This window comes from Streptomyces amakusaensis (genome assembly GCF_039532665.1).
GTDB classification, from domain to species: Bacteria; Actinomycetota; Actinomycetes; order Streptomycetales; family Streptomycetaceae; genus Streptomyces; species Streptomyces amakusaensis.
The window spans coordinates 129,687-146,919 of record NZ_BAAASB010000011.1 but is presented as its reverse complement, the minus strand read 5'-3'; the positions used below and the strand labels follow the sequence as shown (position 1 = coordinate 146,919).

General features: G+C 71.3%; 14 protein-coding genes. 6 read left to right on the top strand and 8 right to left on the bottom strand.

Annotation, left to right across the window (positions count from 1 at the left end; all coding sequences use genetic code 11):
* The first annotated feature begins 45 nt into the window (after nucleotides 1–45).
* Nucleotides 46–1,695: a DUF5691 domain-containing protein gene (locus tag ABD371_RS20600; protein ID WP_344478977.1), complete on the top strand. Its 1,650-nt coding sequence runs from the start codon at nucleotides 46–48 to the stop codon at nucleotides 1,693–1,695.
* Between the two features lie 60 nt (nucleotides 1,696–1,755).
* On the opposite strand, the gene icmB is transcribed toward ABD371_RS20600, so the two are convergent.
* Complete coding sequence (gene icmB, locus ABD371_RS20595; protein WP_190121636.1) at nucleotides 1,756–2,169, bottom strand: coenzyme B12-dependent isobutyryl CoA mutase small subunit; 414 nt, start codon at nucleotides 2,167–2,169, stop codon at nucleotides 1,756–1,758.
* Between the two features lie 348 nt (nucleotides 2,170–2,517).
* Between icmB and ABD371_RS20590 the strand changes: the two genes are divergently transcribed.
* Both ABD371_RS20590 and ABD371_RS20585 read left to right on the top strand, forming a co-directional pair.
* On the top strand, nucleotides 2,518–3,504 hold the full coding sequence (locus ABD371_RS20590) for an esterase/lipase family protein (RefSeq protein WP_344478974.1): 987 nt from the start codon (nucleotides 2,518–2,520) through the stop codon (nucleotides 3,502–3,504).
* A 202-nt stretch (nucleotides 3,505–3,706) separates the two neighbouring features.
* The gene (locus ABD371_RS20585; RefSeq protein WP_344478973.1) at nucleotides 3,707–5,287 is read left to right on the top strand and encodes a M23 family metallopeptidase; all 1,581 of its coding nucleotides are present in this window, start codon (nucleotides 3,707–3,709) and stop codon (nucleotides 5,285–5,287) included.
* Between the two features lie 78 nt (nucleotides 5,288–5,365).
* On the opposite strand, the gene pcrA is transcribed toward ABD371_RS20585, so the two are convergent.
* Together pcrA and ABD371_RS20575 are read right to left on the bottom strand one after the other, a co-directional pair.
* Nucleotides 5,366–7,828, bottom strand: a complete 2,463-nt coding sequence (gene pcrA, locus ABD371_RS20580; RefSeq protein WP_344478971.1) for a DNA helicase PcrA — start codon at nucleotides 7,826–7,828, stop codon at nucleotides 5,366–5,368.
* Nucleotides 7,829–7,998: 170 nt separating this feature from the next.
* A complete protein-coding gene (locus ABD371_RS20575; RefSeq protein ID WP_344478969.1) occupies nucleotides 7,999–8,352 on the bottom strand; it encodes a hypothetical protein in 354 nt (117 codons plus the stop codon).
* Between the two features lie 254 nt (nucleotides 8,353–8,606).
* Between ABD371_RS20575 and ABD371_RS20570 the strand changes: the two genes are divergently transcribed.
* Complete coding sequence (locus ABD371_RS20570) at nucleotides 8,607–9,647, top strand: C40 family peptidase (RefSeq protein WP_344478967.1); 1,041 nt, start codon at nucleotides 8,607–8,609, stop codon at nucleotides 9,645–9,647.
* A 20-nt stretch (nucleotides 9,648–9,667) separates the two neighbouring features.
* Here the strand turns inward: ABD371_RS20570 and ABD371_RS20565 are convergent, their stop codons facing one another.
* The 3 genes from ABD371_RS20565 to ABD371_RS20555 form a co-directional block, all read right to left on the bottom strand.
* On the bottom strand, nucleotides 9,668–9,925 hold the full coding sequence (locus ABD371_RS20565; RefSeq protein WP_381734035.1) for a DUF397 domain-containing protein: 258 nt from the start codon (nucleotides 9,923–9,925) through the stop codon (nucleotides 9,668–9,670).
* A gap of 264 nt (nucleotides 9,926–10,189) precedes the next feature.
* A complete protein-coding gene (locus ABD371_RS20560; protein WP_344478965.1) occupies nucleotides 10,190–10,882 on the bottom strand; it encodes a LuxR C-terminal-related transcriptional regulator in 693 nt (230 codons plus the stop codon).
* Nucleotides 10,879–12,177, bottom strand: coding sequence for a PspC domain-containing protein (locus ABD371_RS20555; protein ID WP_344478963.1), 1,299 nt, complete (start codon nucleotides 12,175–12,177; stop codon nucleotides 10,879–10,881). The genes ABD371_RS20560 and ABD371_RS20555 overlap by 4 nt, the downstream gene beginning before the upstream one ends.
* 153 nt (nucleotides 12,178–12,330) lie before the next feature.
* On the opposite strand from ABD371_RS20555, the gene ABD371_RS20550 reads away from it, so the two are divergent.
* Nucleotides 12,331–13,632 carry a PspC domain-containing protein gene (locus ABD371_RS20550; RefSeq protein WP_344478962.1) on the top strand — a complete coding sequence of 434 codons (1,302 nt, stop codon included), beginning with the start codon at nucleotides 12,331–12,333 and terminating at the stop codon, nucleotides 13,630–13,632.
* A gap of 198 nt (nucleotides 13,633–13,830) precedes the next feature.
* Here the strand turns inward: ABD371_RS20550 and ABD371_RS20545 are convergent, their stop codons facing one another.
* Nucleotides 13,831–14,358, bottom strand: coding sequence for a DoxX family protein (locus ABD371_RS20545; RefSeq protein WP_344478960.1), 528 nt, complete (start codon nucleotides 14,356–14,358; stop codon nucleotides 13,831–13,833).
* A gap of 174 nt (nucleotides 14,359–14,532) precedes the next feature.
* Nucleotides 14,533–16,119, bottom strand: a complete 1,587-nt coding sequence (guaA, locus tag ABD371_RS20540; protein ID WP_344478959.1) for a glutamine-hydrolyzing GMP synthase — start codon at nucleotides 16,117–16,119, stop codon at nucleotides 14,533–14,535.
* Between the two features lie 318 nt (nucleotides 16,120–16,437).
* Between guaA and ABD371_RS20535 the strand changes: the two genes are divergently transcribed.
* The gene (locus tag ABD371_RS20535) at nucleotides 16,438–16,776 is read left to right on the top strand and encodes a chorismate mutase (protein WP_344478957.1); all 339 of its coding nucleotides are present in this window, start codon (nucleotides 16,438–16,440) and stop codon (nucleotides 16,774–16,776) included.
* Nucleotides 16,777–17,233: the final 457 nt, after the last annotated feature.

The following is a 17,233-nucleotide window of genomic DNA, read 5'->3' as shown; positions in this document are numbered from 1 at the left end:
CACGGCCCGATTCCCGCCGCCCCGCCACCCTGTACGGAGGACGCCTTGACCGGAAGCACCAGCGTCTCGCTGTGGGAAGAACTCGTCACCTCGGCCCTGCTCGGCACCGACCGCCGTACACCGCCCCGGGCGGTCATGGCCGGGGGCGGCGAAGCGCCCGTCGCCCTGCTCGACGCGGCGGCGCTGCACACCGTGCGCCGGAGGGCGGGGCTGTCGCCCGCGCAGGCCGCCGCCCGGCCGGAGCCGGCGGCGTGCGACGACCGCCCGCTCCTCCCGGAGGCGGCGCGCGACCGGCTCGCACAGCTGCTGGCCGGCCGTTCGGCCTCGTCGGCGGGCGGCCGGCGGAGCGCGGCTCCCGATCTGACGGAGCTGCTGCCCCAGTGGCTGGCCACGGCCAACGAACAGGGCTACCGGCCCCCGCCGCCACTCCTTCCGGCGCTGTTGGACGCCGCCAGGGCACGGACGGATCTGCGGCCTCGGGTGCTCGCCTTCGCCGGGGCCCGGGGGCTGTGGCTGGCCCGGTTCAACCCGGAGTGGCGGTTCGCGCTGCGCAGCGCGTCGGGCGGAGGTGTGCCGCTTCCCGAGACGACCGATACCGAGGCGGTCCGGCGGCTGTGGGCGGAGGGGCTCTTCGCCGAGCGGGTCGCGCTGCTGACGGCGGTGCGGGAGCGGGACGCGGGCGGCGGGCTGGCCCTGCTGTCGGGAAGCTGGGCGACGGAGCGGGCCGAGGACCGGCTGATGTTCCTGGACTCCCTGCGGACGGGACTGTCCGACGCCGACGAGCCCTTCCTGGAACGGGCGCTGGCCGACCGCAGCCGCAATGTGCGGGCGGCGGCGGCCGAGCTGCTCTCGGCGCTGCCGGACTCGGCACTGGCCGGCCGGATGGCCGCGCGCGCCTCGTCCTGCCTCGGCATGGACCACAGCGGCGAGAGACCCGCCATCGCCGTGGAGGCCCCGCACGAGTGCGACACGGCCATGCAGCGCGACGGGGTGCCGCCGACCCCTCCGACGGGCCGGGGCAACCGGTCCTGGTGGCTGGGGCAGTTGGTGGCGGCGGCCCCCCTGTCCACCTGGCCGGGGAGGTTCGGCGGGCGGACGGTGCGCGAGATCGTGGCGCTCCCGGTCATGGACGGCTGGCGCGAGGAGCTTCATGCGGCCTGGTGCCGTGCGGCGGTGCGGCAGCGTAACGCGGAGTGGTCCCGGGCCCTGCTGGGAGCGCCCGGCATTCCCTCGGAGGCCGGACCGGGCACCTCCTCACTCGCCGAGCGGGCGAAGCTGCTGGCGACGGTCCCGGAGCGGGAGCGGGCCGACTGGGTCGCGGAGTTCATCGCGGCGCACGGGCTGTCGGAAGCCTTCCAGCTGCTGGGCGTCTGCGCGGTGCCCTGGTCCGGCCCGCTGGGCGGCGCGGTGGTCGACGCGCTCGGCACCGCCCGGGACACGGGCGGCTACCCCTGGAGTTTCAGCGGGGTGATGGGTCTGGCGGAGCGGTGCCTGGACCCCTCGGAGGCCGGGCGGCTCACCCTGCTGACAGGGGCCGCGGACGAGACGGGGAGTTCGCCGTCCGGGGCCGGGGGCTACTGGTCGGAGGCCTTCCAGCGGCTGGCCTCCACCCTCCGGCTGCGCGCCGCCATGCACCGCGAACTGACCTCTCCCCCGGCGGAGAGGGCCGCGGACGCCGGAGTCCGCGGCCCCTGAGGGCGGCCCTCGCGCCATCGGCCCGGGCGGCCGGCCCGGACCTCAAGCACCGTTCACATCTCAAGCACCCGCCGGCTGGCGAACGTTCGCGTTCACCCACTCCACGATCGATCCGGTCGTCGCCCCCGGCGTGAAGATCTCCGCCACGCCCAGCTCCTTCAGCGGAGCGATGTCCGCCTCCGGGATGATCCCCCCGCCGAAGACCTTGATGTCTTCCGCCTCGCGCTCCTTCAGCAGCTCGATCACCTTGGCGAACAAGGTGTTGTGCGCCCCCGAGAGAATCGACAGGCCGATCGCGTCCGCGTCCTCCTGGATCGCCGTGTCCACGATCTGCTCCGGCGTCTGATGGAGCCCCGTGTAGATGACCTCCATACCCGCGTCGCGCAGCGCCCGCGCGATCACCTTCGCCCCGCGGTCGTGGCCGTCGAGCCCCGGCTTGGCCACCACAACGCGGATCGGACCAGTCACACCCATCACTGCCTCCACACACCCGGCTCCACCGCAAGTGAACGAACGTTATCTCCAGCATCTCGTACCCGGCCGTTTCACGGAGGACCCCGAGGGGGAAATCACACAGTGGGACATGTTCGCCATGCGTCGTATCCGCGCCGGCCGTGCGGATGCGCCGCGAGGGAGCCGCTTCAGGGCCGCGTTCCCCGTGCCGTGAGCCGCACGGCACGCCGGCACGGCACCGCAGCCGTGTGGACAGAAGCCGACACGGAGACAGCGCCGACGGGACCCGTACCCGGGCAGCGCCGAAGGGGCCCCGCGAGGGCATGCGGAGGACGACGGAGTCCCCGTGCGCCGTACGGAGGTCGGCCCATGAAGGTCCTGCCCCTGAGCGCCTTCCGGCTGAGAAGCCTGACACCGGGCCCGCTCGGCCTGAGCGCCCTCGGTCTGAGTGCTCTGAGCCTGAACCCGCTGAACCCACGCGCCATCCGCCGGCTGGGCGGCGTCCACGATCTGCGCGCACCCGCCGTTCTCCTCCGGGCCACCGCTCTTGAGCTGGCGATACTCGCCGGGCATGTGCTGCTCTACCCCACCGGCCTCACCGCCGAGCACCCCGGCTGCCGGCCCACCCCCCTCCCGGGCGGCGCCGAAGCGGACGATCCGGCCTCCGCCGACCCGCCCGGCGGCGCGGACCAGCCGCCCGTGGTGATGCTGCACGGCTTCGCGGACAACCGCTCGGTCTTCGTGCTTCTCCGCCGCTCCCTCTCCCGGCACGGCTGGCGTCATCTCGAATGTCTGAATTACTCCCCCCTCACCTACGACATCAGGGCCGCCGCCGGACTGCTCGGCCGCCACCTGGAGGAAATCGGCGAGCGCACCGGGAGCCGCGAGGTCGACATCGTGGGGCACAGCCTCGGCGGGCTCATCGCCCGCTATTACATTCAGTGCCTCGGCGGCGATCTGCGGGTGCGCACCCTGGTCACCCTGGGCACCCCACACTCCGGCACCACCGTCGCACCGCTGGCCAGCGCGCATCCGGTCGTGCGTCAGATGCGACCCGACTCCGCGGTCATCGAGGAACTTCGCGGACCGGCCCCCGGCTGCCGCACCCGCTTCGTGAGCTTCTGGAGCGACCTCGATCAGATGATGATCCCGATCGAGACGGCACGTATCGAACACCCCGACCTCATCACGGAGAACGTGCAGGTCAGCGGCATCGGCCACCTCGCGATGCCGGTACACCCGGCCGTCGTGGCAGGCATCAGGCAAGCCCTTGGAACACCCCGTCCGGCGGACTCGGAGCACCCGGCGACGGAAGTCGCCACAGTGGCCCAATCGACCACGAAACCATCGAACTAATTTCGAACATAGGGCCAAAGCTCTGCCTGCTGCCCCCCGAAAGACGGTCGAATGCCCGTTTCCTGAATCCCCAAAACCTCAGGAAGATTGTCGCCGTCGCATACCGCCGGGTACAGTCGCGGCCACTGGCTCCCCTCTGGGACCCGATGAGTTCCACTGGCCCCAGAACCCAGGTCCTGCTGCCGAGGCGAGAGAGAAGTTGGTGAACGACCAGCACGCCCACGCCGGGCACGTCGGCCACGGCAACTACCCCACTGGCAGCTACGGCATCGATCCGCTCTTCGGTGCGCTGCCGGACGGTCAGGACGGCTACGAGGCCGGTCACAGCGGTCAGTACGACGTCTCCCAGTGGGACACCGGCGCGCACCAGACCCTCGGCGGGTACGAGGCCTACGCCGCGCCCGAGCAGGACCAGCAGTTCCCGGCGCACGACACCACCGGCTCCTACGACACCTCGGGCCAGTGGGACGCCGGCGCGTGGAACCAGGCCCCCCAGCAGAGCCCGTTCGAGCCCGCCGCGTTCGCGTACGACACCGCCGACCAGTGGACGGCCCCGACCTTCGAGAGCGGCTCCTACGACGCCACCGCGTGGAACAGCGGCATCGGCGCGGACACCGGCTCGATCCCGAGCGTGGAAGGCGTCGTACCGCAGCCGTTCGCGCCCGAGCAGGAGTTCATCCCGGAGTACGGCGCGGAGGTCACCCCCGAGCCGGTGTCAGAACCGTCCCATGAATTCGCCGCCGAGGCCACCGGATATGCGGCGGCGGGGTACGAACCCGGTTACGAGAGCGGCTTCGAGGCCGATCTCCACACCGAGGTCATCGACCTCGGCCCCGAATCCGGTCACGGTGAGGCCGAGAGCGAAGCTCCCCCGGCCCCCCGGCCCGGCGACACGGCCAGCCTGCCGGTCATCTCCGAGGCGGACGCGGACCACGGCCACGACTCCGAGCGGGAACGGGAACTCGACCCCATCACCGCGGGCGCGCCCGTCGCCCCGCGCTCCGTCCGCCGCTCCGGCTCGGCCGGTGGGGGCCGCAGTCGCCGCCGTACCCCCGCCAAGCGTTCCGCGCTCTTCACGATCGCCGTCCCGTCCGCCTGTGTCATGGGCGTCGCGGGCATCGCCGCCGCCTCCGTCGGAAGTCTCGACGGGGCCGGCGACGTCAAGAAGAACGACACCAAGGTGACCGCGGCCGATGTCGCCGACACCGCAGCCAAGACGGCAGCCGCCAACAACAAGATGGACACCCAGCTCGCGGCCCTGAACGCCGAGGCCCGCGACTTCGGCGACCGCGCCTCCCGCACCCAGGAGCGCATCGATCTGAAGGCGCGCCAGGAGGCCGACCGGAAGAAGCGCGTGGAGGCGGCCGAGCGGCGTGAGGCGCTGCGTCCCAAGTTCGCCGTGCCGGTCAAGAGCCAGGGCCTGAGCACCTACTACGGCGAGTCCGGCGTCAACTGGATGGCCCTGCACACGGGTATCGACTTCCCCGTGCCGTACGGCACCAATGTGTTCGCCGCGAGCGACGGCACCGTCCGTACGCAGTACAACGGCGCCTACGGAAACATGATCATCCTGACCGCCCCCGACGGGACCGAGACCTGGTACTGCCATCTGAGCAGCGCCAAGATCCGTTCCGGCACGGTCAAGGCCGGGGATGTCATCGGATACGCCGGAAACTCCGGCAACTCCACCGGCCCGCACCTCCACTTCGAGGTCCGGCCGGGCGGCGGCTCCACGATCGACCCGCTCCAGTGGCTCCGCAGCAAGGGCCTGGACCCGACGTAGCCGAGCCCCTGACGAAGTGGCTCGTCAGCAACACCGCGCGAAAGCCCCGGGGCAGCGGCCCCGGGGCTTTTCCGCGTGTCAGAGCTTCTCGACCGGCGCGTACCTCAGCAGCAGCCGCTTCGGCTTGGTGTCCCCGAAGTCGATCGTGGCCTGGGCGTCCGAGCCCGATCCCTTGACCTCGACCACGGTCCCCAGACCGAACTGGTCATGGGTGACCCGGTCCCCGACCGTCAGCGAGATCACCGGCTTCTCGGAGGCTCCGCCGCGCCGGGTGGCGAACCCCGAGGACGAGGCCCGGGCGGTGGTGGACGAGGACAGCCGCGAGCCCAGCCCGGACGTGGGTCCGGCGGGCGCGGCCATCGGACCCGTCCGCTTCCACTCCAGATGCTGGGCCGGGATCTCCTCCAGGAACCTGGACGGAGGGTTGTACGAGGGCTGGCCCCATGCGCTCCGCATGGACGACCGGGTCAGATACAGCCGCTCACGGGCGCGGGTGATCCCCACGTACGCGAGCCTGCGCTCCTCCTCCAGCTCCTTCGTCTGCCCGAGGGCGCGCATATGGGGAAAGACGCCGTCCTCCATGCCGGTCAGAAAGACCACGGGGAACTCAAGGCCCTTGGCGGTGTGCAGCGTCATCAGGGTGATGACTCCGGAGCCGTCCTCGTCCTCGTCGGGGATCTGGTCCGAGTCGGCGACCAGCGCGACCTTCTCCAGGAACTCCGCGAGTGTGCCCGCGCCCTCGTCCTCGGCGCGGCCCTGCTCGAACTCCAGGGCCACGGCGGCCAGCTCCTGGAGGTTCTCGACGCGGGTCTCGTCCTGCGGGTCGGTCGAGGCCTGGAGTTCGGCGAGATAGCCGGTCTGCTCCAGCACGGCTTCGAGGACGACCGCCGGGCCCGCGCCGGAGTCCACGATCGTCCGCAACTGCTCCATCAGCACATTGAAGCGCTTGACCGCGTTCGTCGAGCGGGCGGCCATGCCGTAGGCCTCGTCCACCCTGCGCAGCGCCTGCGGGAAGGTGATCTTCTCGCGCAGCGCGAGCGCGTCGACCATCGCCTCCGCGCGCTCGCCGATGCCCCGCTTGGGGACATTGAGGATCCTGCGCAACGGAACATTGTCTTCCGGGTTGGCCAGCACCCGCAGATACGCGAGGACGTCCCGGACTTCCTTGCGCTCGTAGAAGCGGACCCCGCCGACGACCTTGTAGGGCAGGCCGACCCGGATGAAGATCTCCTCGAAGACCCGGGACTGGGCGTTCGTCCGGTAGAAGACGGCGACGTCGCCGGCCTTCGCGTCGCCGGCGTCCGTCAGCCGGTCGATCTCGTCGGCGATGAACTGCGCCTCGTCGTGCTCGGTGTCGGCGACATAGCCGGTGATCCGCGCGCCCGAACCCGCGTTGGTCCAGAGATTCTTGGGGCGGCGGCTCTCATTGCGCTCGATGACCGCGTTGGCGGCGGAGAGGATCGTCTGGGTGGAGCGGTAGTTCTGCTCCAGGAGGATCGTCGTCGCGTCCTGGTAGTCCTCCTCGAACTGGAGGATGTTGCGGATCGTCGCGCCGCGGAAGGCGTAGATCGACTGGTCGGCGTCGCCGACGACGCACAGCTCGGCGGGCGGCAGATCCTCGTATCCCGTGCCCACCAGCTCGCGCACCAGGGTGTACTGCGCGTGGTTGGTGTCCTGGTACTCGTCGACCATGACGTGGCGGAACCGCCGCCGGTAGTGCTCGGCGACGTCGGGGAACGCCTGGAGCAGATGGACGGTGGTCATGATGATGTCGTCGAAGTCCAGCGCGTTGGCCTCGCGCAGCCGCGACTGGTACATCCGGTAGGCCTCGGCGAGCGTCTTCTCGAAGCCGTCGGCGGCCTGGTCCGCGAACGTCTCCTCGTCGATCAGCTCGTTCTTGAGGTTGGAGACCTTGGCGGTGAACGCCTTCGGCGGGAACTTCTTCGGGTCGAGGTCCAGATCGCGGCAGACCAGCGCCATCAGACGCTTGGAGTCGGCGGCGTCGTAGATCGAGAACGACGAGGTGAAGCCGAGCCTCTTGGACTCACGGCGGAGGATCCGGACGCAGGCGCTGTGGAAGGTGGAGACCCACATGGCGTTGGCGCGGGGGCCGACCAGCTGCTCCACCCGCTCCTTCATCTCGCCGGCGGCCTTGTTGGTGAAGGTGATCGCCAGGATCTGTCCGGGGTGGACGCCGCGGACCGCCAGCAGATGGGCGATCCGGTGCGTCAGCACCCGGGTCTTGCCGGAGCCCGCGCCGGCGACGATGAGCAGCGGCGACCCCAGGTGCACGACGGCGGCGCGCTGCTGGTCGTTGAGCCCTTCGAGCAGGGCGGCGGGGTCCACGACGGTCCTCGGCGCGCCGTCGCGGTGATAGGCGTCACGGGCCGGGGGCACGTCGAAGGCGCCCTGGAAGAGATCGTCGGGGATCTCCTCCCGGGTCCGGCCCTCGTGGTCCTCGTGGTCCTCGGGCGGCGGCGGGGGCTCCTCCGGGGTGGACTGGAGGCTCGCCAGGAACTGGTCGTCAAAGAGGCTGCTCATCGCTCTCCGAGTCTAGGCCGCCGCACTGACAACTCGCCGCCGCATCGGCGCACCTCGTCCCGTCCCGGCCGCCCCGGCTCCTCCCGGCTCCTCCCGGCCCGTAGCCGGACGGATCCGTTCCGTCACCCGGCGGGCCGGTGCGAGCGGGTCCGGGCGGGTTCGCGGTGGGCTCAGGTCCAGAGCGTCGCGATGAAGATGTTGGCGATCGTCAGTCCGCCCACCGCGCCGAACAGCGCCTTCTCCACCGTCTCCTCGTCCCGCTTGACGTACACCAGGCCCAGGACGACCACCAGGACCGCCATCTTGATGCCGATCTTGATGTTGTTGACCGTCTGGCCGTCGGCCTGGTTCAGCCCCACCAGTGCGACGCCCGTCACCAGCATGGTCACCGCGCCGTGCAGCATCGCCGGGGTGAAGCGGGCCGTGCCGGCGCCTATCGCCTTCATCTGGGTGAGGAATCCGCCCAGCAGGGACGCGATGCCGATGATGTGCAGGGCGACGAAGACATTGATGAGTACGTCCATGGGGCGGAGCCTAACCGTCCCCATATCACCCGCCGAGGGAAGGTAAGCCTCATTCGCCACATCGGTCACAGTGACACGGAGAAGGTGATCACAGTGGCCATCCTTTTCACAGAAAGAGCGGCAGGTCATACACCTTCGATCAGAATCAGTCCTTACGCCCCATACCCGTGACCTCCCGGTCTAGCGTCCTCGCGGAACCCGAGCCAGACGCCGGCGGCACGCCGCCGGCCGCTTGAAAGGACGTGGACGCCCCCGTGGCCGCACACCGGAAGCACCGGAAACCCAGGCCGTATCCGTTCCGCGGGCCCGCCGCCCGGACCGCCGGATCCCTCGCGCTCGCCGGGGCGGCGACCGCCGGCGCGCTCAACGGCACCGGCCACGCCGAGCCCACGCTCACCCCCGCCCAGATCAAGGCCCAGGTGGACCGGCTCTACCAGGAGGCGGAGGAGGCCACCGAGAAGTACAACGAGGCCACGGAACGGACCGCCAGGACCCGTGAGTCGCTGGAGCGGCTGCGCGACGAGGCGGCCCGCAGGACGGACCGTCTGAACAGCGCCAGGATCGCGCTCGGTTCGATCGCCACCGCCCAGTACCGCGAGGGGGGCATGGATCCCTCCCTGCGGCTCGCGCTCAGCTCCGACCCGGACCGCTATCTGGAGCGGGCCTCGATCGCCGAGCGGGTCGGCGACCGGCAGGCCGCCGCCGTCTCCAAGGTCCGCCGGGAGCTGGCCGAGATCGAGCGGGTCAGGACGGAGGCCGGCGAGCGGACGGCCGACCTCACGGCCCGCCGGGCCGAGCTGGTCCGGAACAAGGCCGCCGTGCAGCGCAAGCTCGCCTCGGCCGAACGGCTGCTGGGGAGGCTGACCGCCGGGCAGCGCGCCTCGTACGCCTCCGGCCCCGGGGCGGGGACGGGCCGCACCACCGCACCCCGCCCGCCCGCTCCCAACGCCCGCGCCGCGCAGGCCGTCGCCTACGCCCACGGAGCGATCGGAAAGCCCTATGTCTGGGGTGCCACGGGCCCGGGCTCCTACGACTGCTCCGGACTGACCCAGGCCGCCTGGAGGGCCGCGGGCGTCTCCCTGCCCCGGACCAGCTACACCCAGATCGGCGCCGGGCAGCGCGTCTCACGGTCCGCCCTCGCCCCCGGGGACCTGGTCTTCTTCTACTCCGGCATCAGCCATGTCGGCCTCTACATCGGCGACGGCAGGATGATCCACGCGCCCAGGCCCGGTGCGTCGATCCGGATCGCGCCGATCGACGAGATGCCGTTCGCCGGCGCGACGCGCCCCGCGTGAGGGCCGCGGGGCGGAGCGGCTCAGCCCGCCTGTGCCGCCTGCTCGGCCGCGTACGCGACGAAGGCGGTCCAGGCCCCGGGAGCCACCCCGAAGACCGGTCCGCCGATGTTCTTGGAATCACGGACATGGACGGCGCGGGGACGGGCCGCGACCTCCACGCACTGCCCCGCGCCGCTGACGCTGTGGCTGGACTTTCGCCAGGCGTACCCGGCTGTGCCGCCCGTGCCGTTCCCGGGGACGCTGTAGCTGGATATGAACCCCACCGACGTGCCGCTCACGGTTCCTCCGCCAACTCGTGATGAACTTGGCCGACTGCTCAGGGCGATACTGCCATGGCTGTGGGTCACCACGCAGGGTGCTGTCCAGGAATTGATCCAGCTTCAACCACTCACGCGGGGGCGGGCGGAAGGTGGTATTCCCTGTCGACGGCCGGTGTCACCTGCGACAACTGAGGGACGGATTCCGGTGGGCGTGCGCCGCCCTCCCGCCATAACTCATATCCGCACTTGGCCACTTCGAGCAGTCCGGGCGGCGGCACCCGGTCAGACCAGCCGACGGGCCGTCGCCCACCGGGTCAGCTCATGCCGGTTGGAGAGCTGGAGCTTGCGCAGCACGGCGGAGACATGGGACTCCACCGTCTTCACGGAGATGAAGAGCTGCTTGGCGATCTCCTTGTACGCGTACCCCCTGGCGATCAGCCTCAGCACCTCGCGCTCGCGCTGGGTGAGCCGGTCCAGATCCTCGTCCACCGGGGGCGCGTCGGTGGAGGCGAAGGCGTCGAGGACGAAGCCGGCCAGCCTCGGTGAGAAGACCGCGTCGCCCTCCTGGACCTGGAAGATCGATTCCACCAGATCGGCACCGGTGATCGTCTTGGTGACATAGCCGCGCGCACCGCCGCGGATCACCCCGATCACATCTTCCGCGGCGTCCGAGACGGACAGCGCCAGGAACCGTACGGGATCCTCCGCGGCGGCCATCAGAGGGGCGCAGCGGCGCAGCACCTCCACACCGCCGCCGCCGGGCAGATGGACGTCGAGCAGGACGACCTCGGGGCGGGTCGCCGTGATCACGGTGATGGCCTGGTCGACGTCGGCGGCCTCGCCGACCACTTCCACTCCGGTGCGCTCGGTCTGTCCGATCTCCGCCTGCACTCCGGTACGGAACATCCGGTGGTCGTCGACGAGCACCACGCGCACCCGCCGCTCGACGCCCCCGCTCGCTGCCTCGGTCGTCATTCGTCCGCCGCCCTCTCCATTTCCAGCTCCACTTCGGTGCCCCCACCGGGGGCCGGGCGGAGTCGGGCCGTCCCGCCGTTGCGCTGCATCCGGCCGATGATCGATTCTCTGACGCCCATTCTGTCGTCCGGAACGGAATCCAGGTCAAAACCGGGCCCCCTGTCCCGTACTGATACATAGACAGTACGACCGTCGACCTCGGCGAAGACCTGGACCGCCCCGCCCTGGCCACCGTACTTCGCGGCGTTGACCATGGCTTCGCGCGCGGCCTGCATCTGGGCGGCGAGCCCCTCGTCCAGCGGGCAGTCGCCGACGACGACGACCTCCAGCGGGACGCCGTGCTTGTCCTCGACCTCGGCGGCCGCCTTCTTGACCGCTTCGGCGAGGGTGTCGGGCTCCTCGCTCTCGTCCTTGCCGGTGCCTTCCGGCTTGTAGAGCCAGTTCCGCAGTTCGCGCTCCTGGGCACGGGCGAGGCGGCGCACCTCGCCCGCGTCCGCGGCGTTGCGCTGGATCAGGGTCAGGGTGTGCAGGACGGAGTCGTGGACATGGGCGGCGACCTCGGCGCGCTCCTGGGCCCGGATGCGCATGGTGCGCTCCTCGGAGAGATCCTGGGTCATCCGCACCAGCCAGGGGCCGGCGAGGAGGCCGATGCCGGCGATGACGGCTATCGCGGCGGTGAGCACATTGCCGAGCTGGGCGGCGGAGCCCCGGACCACCATGAACACGGCCAGGCCCATGCCGACGAGGGCGACCCCGGCGAGCCCCCGGCCGAGCTGGAACAGCCTGCGGCGGCGGCTGTTGGCCTCGGTCCAGCGGGCGCGGCGGGCGTTGTCCGCCTGCCGCCACACGAGCACCACTCCCGCGCCGATCAGCAGCGTGGGCCAGACATAGCGGTTGGCGCTGCTCCTGGTCTCCAGGTCGCCGATGAAGATCGCGGCACCGAAGAGCAGCGCGACCATCGCGAAGAGCTGTCCCTTGTCGGGCTTGCGCAGTTTGCGTCTGCCGTCGTCGGTGACCTCGAAGACGGAGCGCGGCTCGGCCGTGCGGCCGCCGACGCCGAGCGGGACGACGATCCAGAACACCGCGTAGAGCAGCGCGCCGAGGCCGTCGGCCATGAAGAGGCCGAGGAAGACCAGCCGCACCCAGATGACGGGGAGGCCGAGGTGCCCGGCGAGGCCGCGCGCCACTCCGCCGAGGAGGCGGCCGTCGGCGCTGCGGTAGAGCTTGCGCGGCGGTGCGTCCTCGGGGACCGGGGCGCGCGAGGCTGCGGCGGATCGGGGCGTGGCGGCGGGCATGACTCGATCGTCACACGGCGGGCCCGGGGGCGGTATCAGGGGCGGCCCCTGAACCGACCCTGATCGGGGGCCGGGGATCCGCGTCCGGATATCAGGGACGGGCCAGGGTCGGTCCTGGTGCCATCGGCGGCGGACGGCAGTCACCATGGAGTCATGAATGAGCCGACCACTGGGGACCGAGCGGTGCCCGACGGGCACGGGGACCTCTCGTCCGAGGTCCGGCCGCTGCGCCGCACTCCCCGGCAGAAAGTGCTGGGCGGGGTCTGCGGCGGGCTCGGGCGGTATTTCGACATAGATCCGGTGATCTTCCGGATCGTGGTCGGCGCGCTCTCGGTGGCCGGCGGTGTCGGGCTGATCTTCTACGGCTTCGCCTGGCTGCTCATCCCGGTGGAGGACGACGAGGAGAACGAGGCCCGGCGGCTGCTCTCGGGGCAGGTCGAGGGGGCGGCGCTGACGGCGGTGTTCCTCGCGCTCATAGGGTGCGGTCTGTTTCTGACCCTGCTGAGCAGCAGCGGGACGCTGGCTTTCGCCGCGCTGCTGGTGCTGGCGATGTCGGGGGCGGCCGTGTGGTCGCGCCGCCGCCGCACGGTGACGCCGGAGAGCGGTCCGCTCGATCCGGCGACCGCGCACGCGGTGTCGGACGCCCCGCCCGAGACCAAGGCCCCGCCCGCGCCGGAGAGTCCGTCGTGGTGGCGGGACCCGATCGTGAAGGACGGCGCCACGGGCCCGGCGTCCTCCTCGGGGTATCTGTGGGGCCCGGAGAGCGCGCTGCCCGCCCCCGGCGCACCGGCCGGGGAGCGTCCGGCCGAGGCGCGGACCCGGGGCCGGCGCGGCATGGACGGCGCGGTTCTGACGCTGGCGCTGCTCGCGGGCTTTCTCGGCACCCGGCTGAGCTGGGACGGCAGCCCTCTGGGCACCAGTCTCCAGATCGGGCTGGCCTGCGCGCTGGGGGTGTTCGGGCTCGGTCTGGCGGTCAGCTCGCTGCTGGGCCGTACGGGAGTGGGCACCATGCTGATGACGATGGTCACGGCGGTGCTGCTGGCGGGCGCGGCGGTACTGCCGAAGGACATCAGCACCCAGTGGATACGGACGGAGTGGAGGCCGGCGTCGGTGGCCGCGCTGGAGCCGGGTTATGAGCTGGGCACGGGCGTCGCGACGCTCGATCTGTCCCGCCTCGCCGTCCCGGCCGGGCGGACGGTGTCGACCACGGCGGAGGTCGGGGCCGGCCGGCTCAAGATCCTCATACCCGAGGGGGTCCCGGTGGTGCTGCGGGCCGAGGCGGGGCTGGGTGACATCCGGCTGCCGGGCGAGAAGAAGGACGACATCGACATCTCCCCCGACCAGGAGAAAAGGGTTACGCTGCCCGCGGCCGAGGGGGCCGAGCCCGCCGGCACCCTTGAGCTGCATCTCGAAGTGGGCGTCGGACAGGTGGAGGTGGCCCGTGTCGTCTCCTGAGCGGCCGAGGGCCGGAAGAGCGCGTCGGGGGATCGTGCACGGCTTTCTGCCCGGGCGGCTGATCGCCGGGGTGTCCGCGCTGACCGCCGCGCTGCTCTACGCGGGGGACGCGGACGGCGCCTGGCACACCCCGTGGTTCGTGGCCCTCCCGCTCGTCCTCGGCGGGATGCTGCTGGCCGGGGTGGCGGGTTTCGCGCACTACGCCCGCCGGCGTCGCCGTTCCGCGATACGGGCGTCGACCGAGAGCACGGAGGCTCCGGCGAGCGCCAGCGGCAGCCAGGCCATCAGATAGATGAGGTCGTTGCCGTAGTAGTAGGGCTGGATCTGCCAGCTGACGGTGAGCCACAGACTCAGTGAGATCAGTGCGCCGCCGAGTGCGGCGACGCGGGCGAACAGGCCGACGAGGGTGGCGAGGCCGACGGCCACCTCGCCGAGGGCGAGCGCGTAGCCGAAGCTCTCGGGGCTGTTGAGCGCCAGGTCGACCAGGCCGGGCACGGCGGAGCTGTCGCGCACTCCGTACATCTGGTCGCCGATCGAGCCCATGCCCTCGGCGGCGAGGAACTGGCTGTCGGTGAGCTTGTCGAGCCCCGCGTAGAGAAAGGTGATGCCGAGGAAGATCCGGAGCGGGAGGAGTGCGAGTCTGCCCGCCCGGTCCCGCAGGCCGAGATCTCTCGGACCGTCGGCGTCCGTGCTGTTCCCGGTCGCCGTCCCATGGGTCCGCGCCATCGTTCTCCCCGCTCTCCGTCGAGCCTCATCCGATGCCCGCCTCAACTGAACATATGTATCCGGGCGCGGTGAGCCTCACTCGCCGGGGGCGGCGGGCGGCTTCCCACGACGAAGCCGCCGCCCGGACGGATGGGCGACGGCATCGTCAAGCGACCCTGGCGGGCCCGGAGGGGACTACTCCCACTCGATGGTGCCCGGGGGCTTGCTGGTGACGTCCAGGACGACGCGGTTGACGTCGGGGACCTCGTTGGTGATGCGGGTCGAGATCTTGGCCAGCACCTCGTACGGCATCCGGGTCCAGTCCGCCGTCATGGCGTCCTCGGAGGAGACGGGGCGGAGCACGATGGGGTGGCCGTAGGTCCGGCCGTCGCCCTGGACGCCGACGCTGCGGACGTCGGCGAGGAGGACCACCGGGCACTGCCAGATCTCACGGTCGAGACCGGCCGCCGTCAGCTCCTCGCGGGCGATGGCGTCGGCCTCGCGCAGCAGGTCGAGCCGCTCGCGGGTGACGTCGCCGACGATGCGGATGCCGAGGCCGGGGCCCGGGAAGGGCTGGCGCTGGACGATCTCCTCCGGCAGGCCGAGCTCCTGGCCGACCATCCGGACCTCGTCCTTGAACAGCTGGCGCAGCGGCTCCACCAGCTGGAACTCCAGGTCCTCGGGGAGGCCGCCGACATTGTGGTGGGACTTGATGTTGGCGGTGCCGGTGCCGCCGCCGGACTCGACGACGTCCGGGTAGAGCGTGCCCTGCACGAGGAAGGCGACTTCCTCGCCGTCGGCCGCGCCCTCGGCGACGATGTCGGCCTGGGCCTGCTCGAAGACGCGGATGAACTCGCGCCCGATGATCTTCCGCTTCTCCTCCGGGTCGGAGACACCGGCCAGCGCGGTCAGGAAGCGCTCCTCGGCGTCGACGACCTTGAGCTGAACGCCCGTGGCGGCGACGAAGTCCTTCTCGACCTGCTCGGTCTCGCCCTTGCGCATCAGGCCGTGGTCGACGTAGACGCAGGTGAGCTGGGAGCCGATGGCCTTCTGGACCAGGGCGGCCGCGACGGCGGAGTCGACGCCGCCGGAGAGCCCGCAGATGGCGCGCTTGGTGCCGACCTGCTCGCGGATGGCCGCGACCTGCTCCTCGATGACATTGCCGGTGGTCCAGGTGGGCTCGATGCCCGCGCCCCGGTAGAGGAAGTGCTCCAGGACCTGCTGGCCGTGGGTGGAGTGCAGCACCTCGGGGTGGTACTGCACGCCGTACAGCTTCTTCTCGTCGTTCTCGAAGGCGGCGACCGGCACGACGTCCGTGGACGCGGTGACGGTGAAGCCCTCGGGCGCGGCGGAGCAGGCGTCGCCGTGGGACATCCACACCGGCTGCTCGGCCGGGGTGCCCTCGAAGAGGGTGGAGCCGGTCTTGCTGACGTGCAGGGGGGTACGGCCGTACTCCCGCGCGCCCGAGTTGTCGACGGTGCCGCCGAGCGTCGTGGCCATCAGCTGGAAGCCGTAGCACATGCCGAAGACGGGGACGCCCGCCTCGAACAGCTCACGGTCCAGCCGCGGGGCGCCCTCGGCGTAGACGGAGGAGGGGCCGCCGGAGAGGATGATCGCCCGGGGGTTCTTGGCCAGCATCTCGGACACCGGCATCGAGGACGGGACGATCTCGCTGTAGACCCGGGCCTCACGGACGCGACGGGCGATGAGCTGGGCGTACTGCGCGCCGAAGTCGACAACGAGTACGACATCGGGCGCGGCAGCGGGAGACGCTGAGGACACTGGCGGCCTTCCGGCGGGGGGTTTCGGTTCTCCCGATTCTACCGGGGTGCGGGGGTCTTTCCCGTCTCACCATCCGGGCCGGGCTTTGGCCCCCGGTCGGCGCACGGTCCATACTGTGCCCATGCGCACGCAGCAGACCTTCGTCTTTACCTATGGCACCGGGCCCGTCCGGCTGCCATGGTCGTGCTGCTTGAGCCACTGAAAAGCAGACTTCCCAGAGCGCCCCGGGCCGACAGGCCCGGGGCGCTCTGGCGTTCTCCGGGTCCGCCGCCCGGGCACCGAGACCGACCGAGATCACCGGAGCCCGGAGAGATGACCATGACGAGCACGAGCACCCCCCGGCAGACGACCGCCCCGACGACGGTCACCGCCACCGCCACGGCGGCGGAGAGGACCGGAGCCCGCACCGAGAGCGCCGCCGAGCTGATCGGCGGCGCCCGCGACCGGATCGACGCGCTGGACGACCGGATCATCGGCCTCGTACAGGAGCGGATGGCCGTGTCGGCGGTGATCCAGGAGGCACGGATCGGCTCCGGCGGGCGGCGGGTGAACCTCTCCCGCGAGATGGAGGTCCTCGGCCACTTCCGCGACGCGCTCGGAAAGCCGGGGACGGCTCTGGCGATGACGCTGCTGGAGCTGTGCCGGGGCCGTATCTGAGTTCGGGTCCGCTCTCACCCGTACGGAGCGTGACCGTGGGCGAAGAGGGTTCGTTGGTCCCGGTGTCCGTGCCAGCCAGGGGCGGCTTCGCAGGAAACCACGCGTGGGCTCCGCTGGAGCGTGTGACGTGCCCAGGCACGTCGTGGGACCTCGCGCCAGCGCGTGTGACCGGACGGCAGGGGACAGCAGCCCGGTCACCCCGAGCGGTCGGTTCCGGGGACGCCCGGGACCGGCCGCACAACGGTCCGCGACGGACCCGCCTCCGGCTCCGGCCCCGGCCTCCGAAGAACCCGGTCCGCACCCGCCCCTCCCCCGGTGCGACCGGAGAGTTCGGCCCTCCCCCTCTGCGGCCCGAGCGCCTGCCCTCACACGGCAGAAAAGTGATGCAGATCACATGATCTCTTGATTGAGGCAGGGCAACCCTTCGGCCCGGGTGCGGGTCAACCATGCGTAACAA

Bases quoted from the DNA above. Each gene is read 5' to 3' on its own strand.
- icmB (WP_190121636.1), bottom strand. From the start codon at position 2,169: ATGGGTGTGACTGGTCCGATCCGCGTTGTGGTGGCCAAGCCGGGGCTC.
- ABD371_RS20535 (WP_344478957.1), top strand. From the start codon at position 16,438: ATGACGAGCACGAGCACCCCCCGGCAGACGACCGCCCCGACGACGGTC.
- ABD371_RS20575 (WP_344478969.1), bottom strand. From the start codon at position 8,352: ATGGACGTACTCATCAATGTCTTCGTCGCCCTGCACATCATCGGCATC.
- pcrA (WP_344478971.1), bottom strand. From the start codon at position 7,828: ATGAGCAGCCTCTTTGACGACCAGTTCCTGGCGAGCCTCCAGTCCACC.
- ABD371_RS20545 (WP_344478960.1), bottom strand. From the start codon at position 14,358: ATGGCGCGGACCCATGGGACGGCGACCGGGAACAGCACGGACGCCGAC.
- ABD371_RS20560 (WP_344478965.1), bottom strand. From the start codon at position 10,882: ATGACGACCGAGGCAGCGAGCGGGGGCGTCGAGCGGCGGGTGCGCGTG.
- ABD371_RS20555 (WP_344478963.1), bottom strand. From the start codon at position 12,177: ATGCCCGCCGCCACGCCCCGATCCGCCGCAGCCTCGCGCGCCCCGGTC.
- ABD371_RS20590 (WP_344478974.1), top strand. From the start codon at position 2,518: ATGAAGGTCCTGCCCCTGAGCGCCTTCCGGCTGAGAAGCCTGACACCG.
- ABD371_RS20550 (WP_344478962.1), top strand. From the start codon at position 12,331: ATGAATGAGCCGACCACTGGGGACCGAGCGGTGCCCGACGGGCACGGG.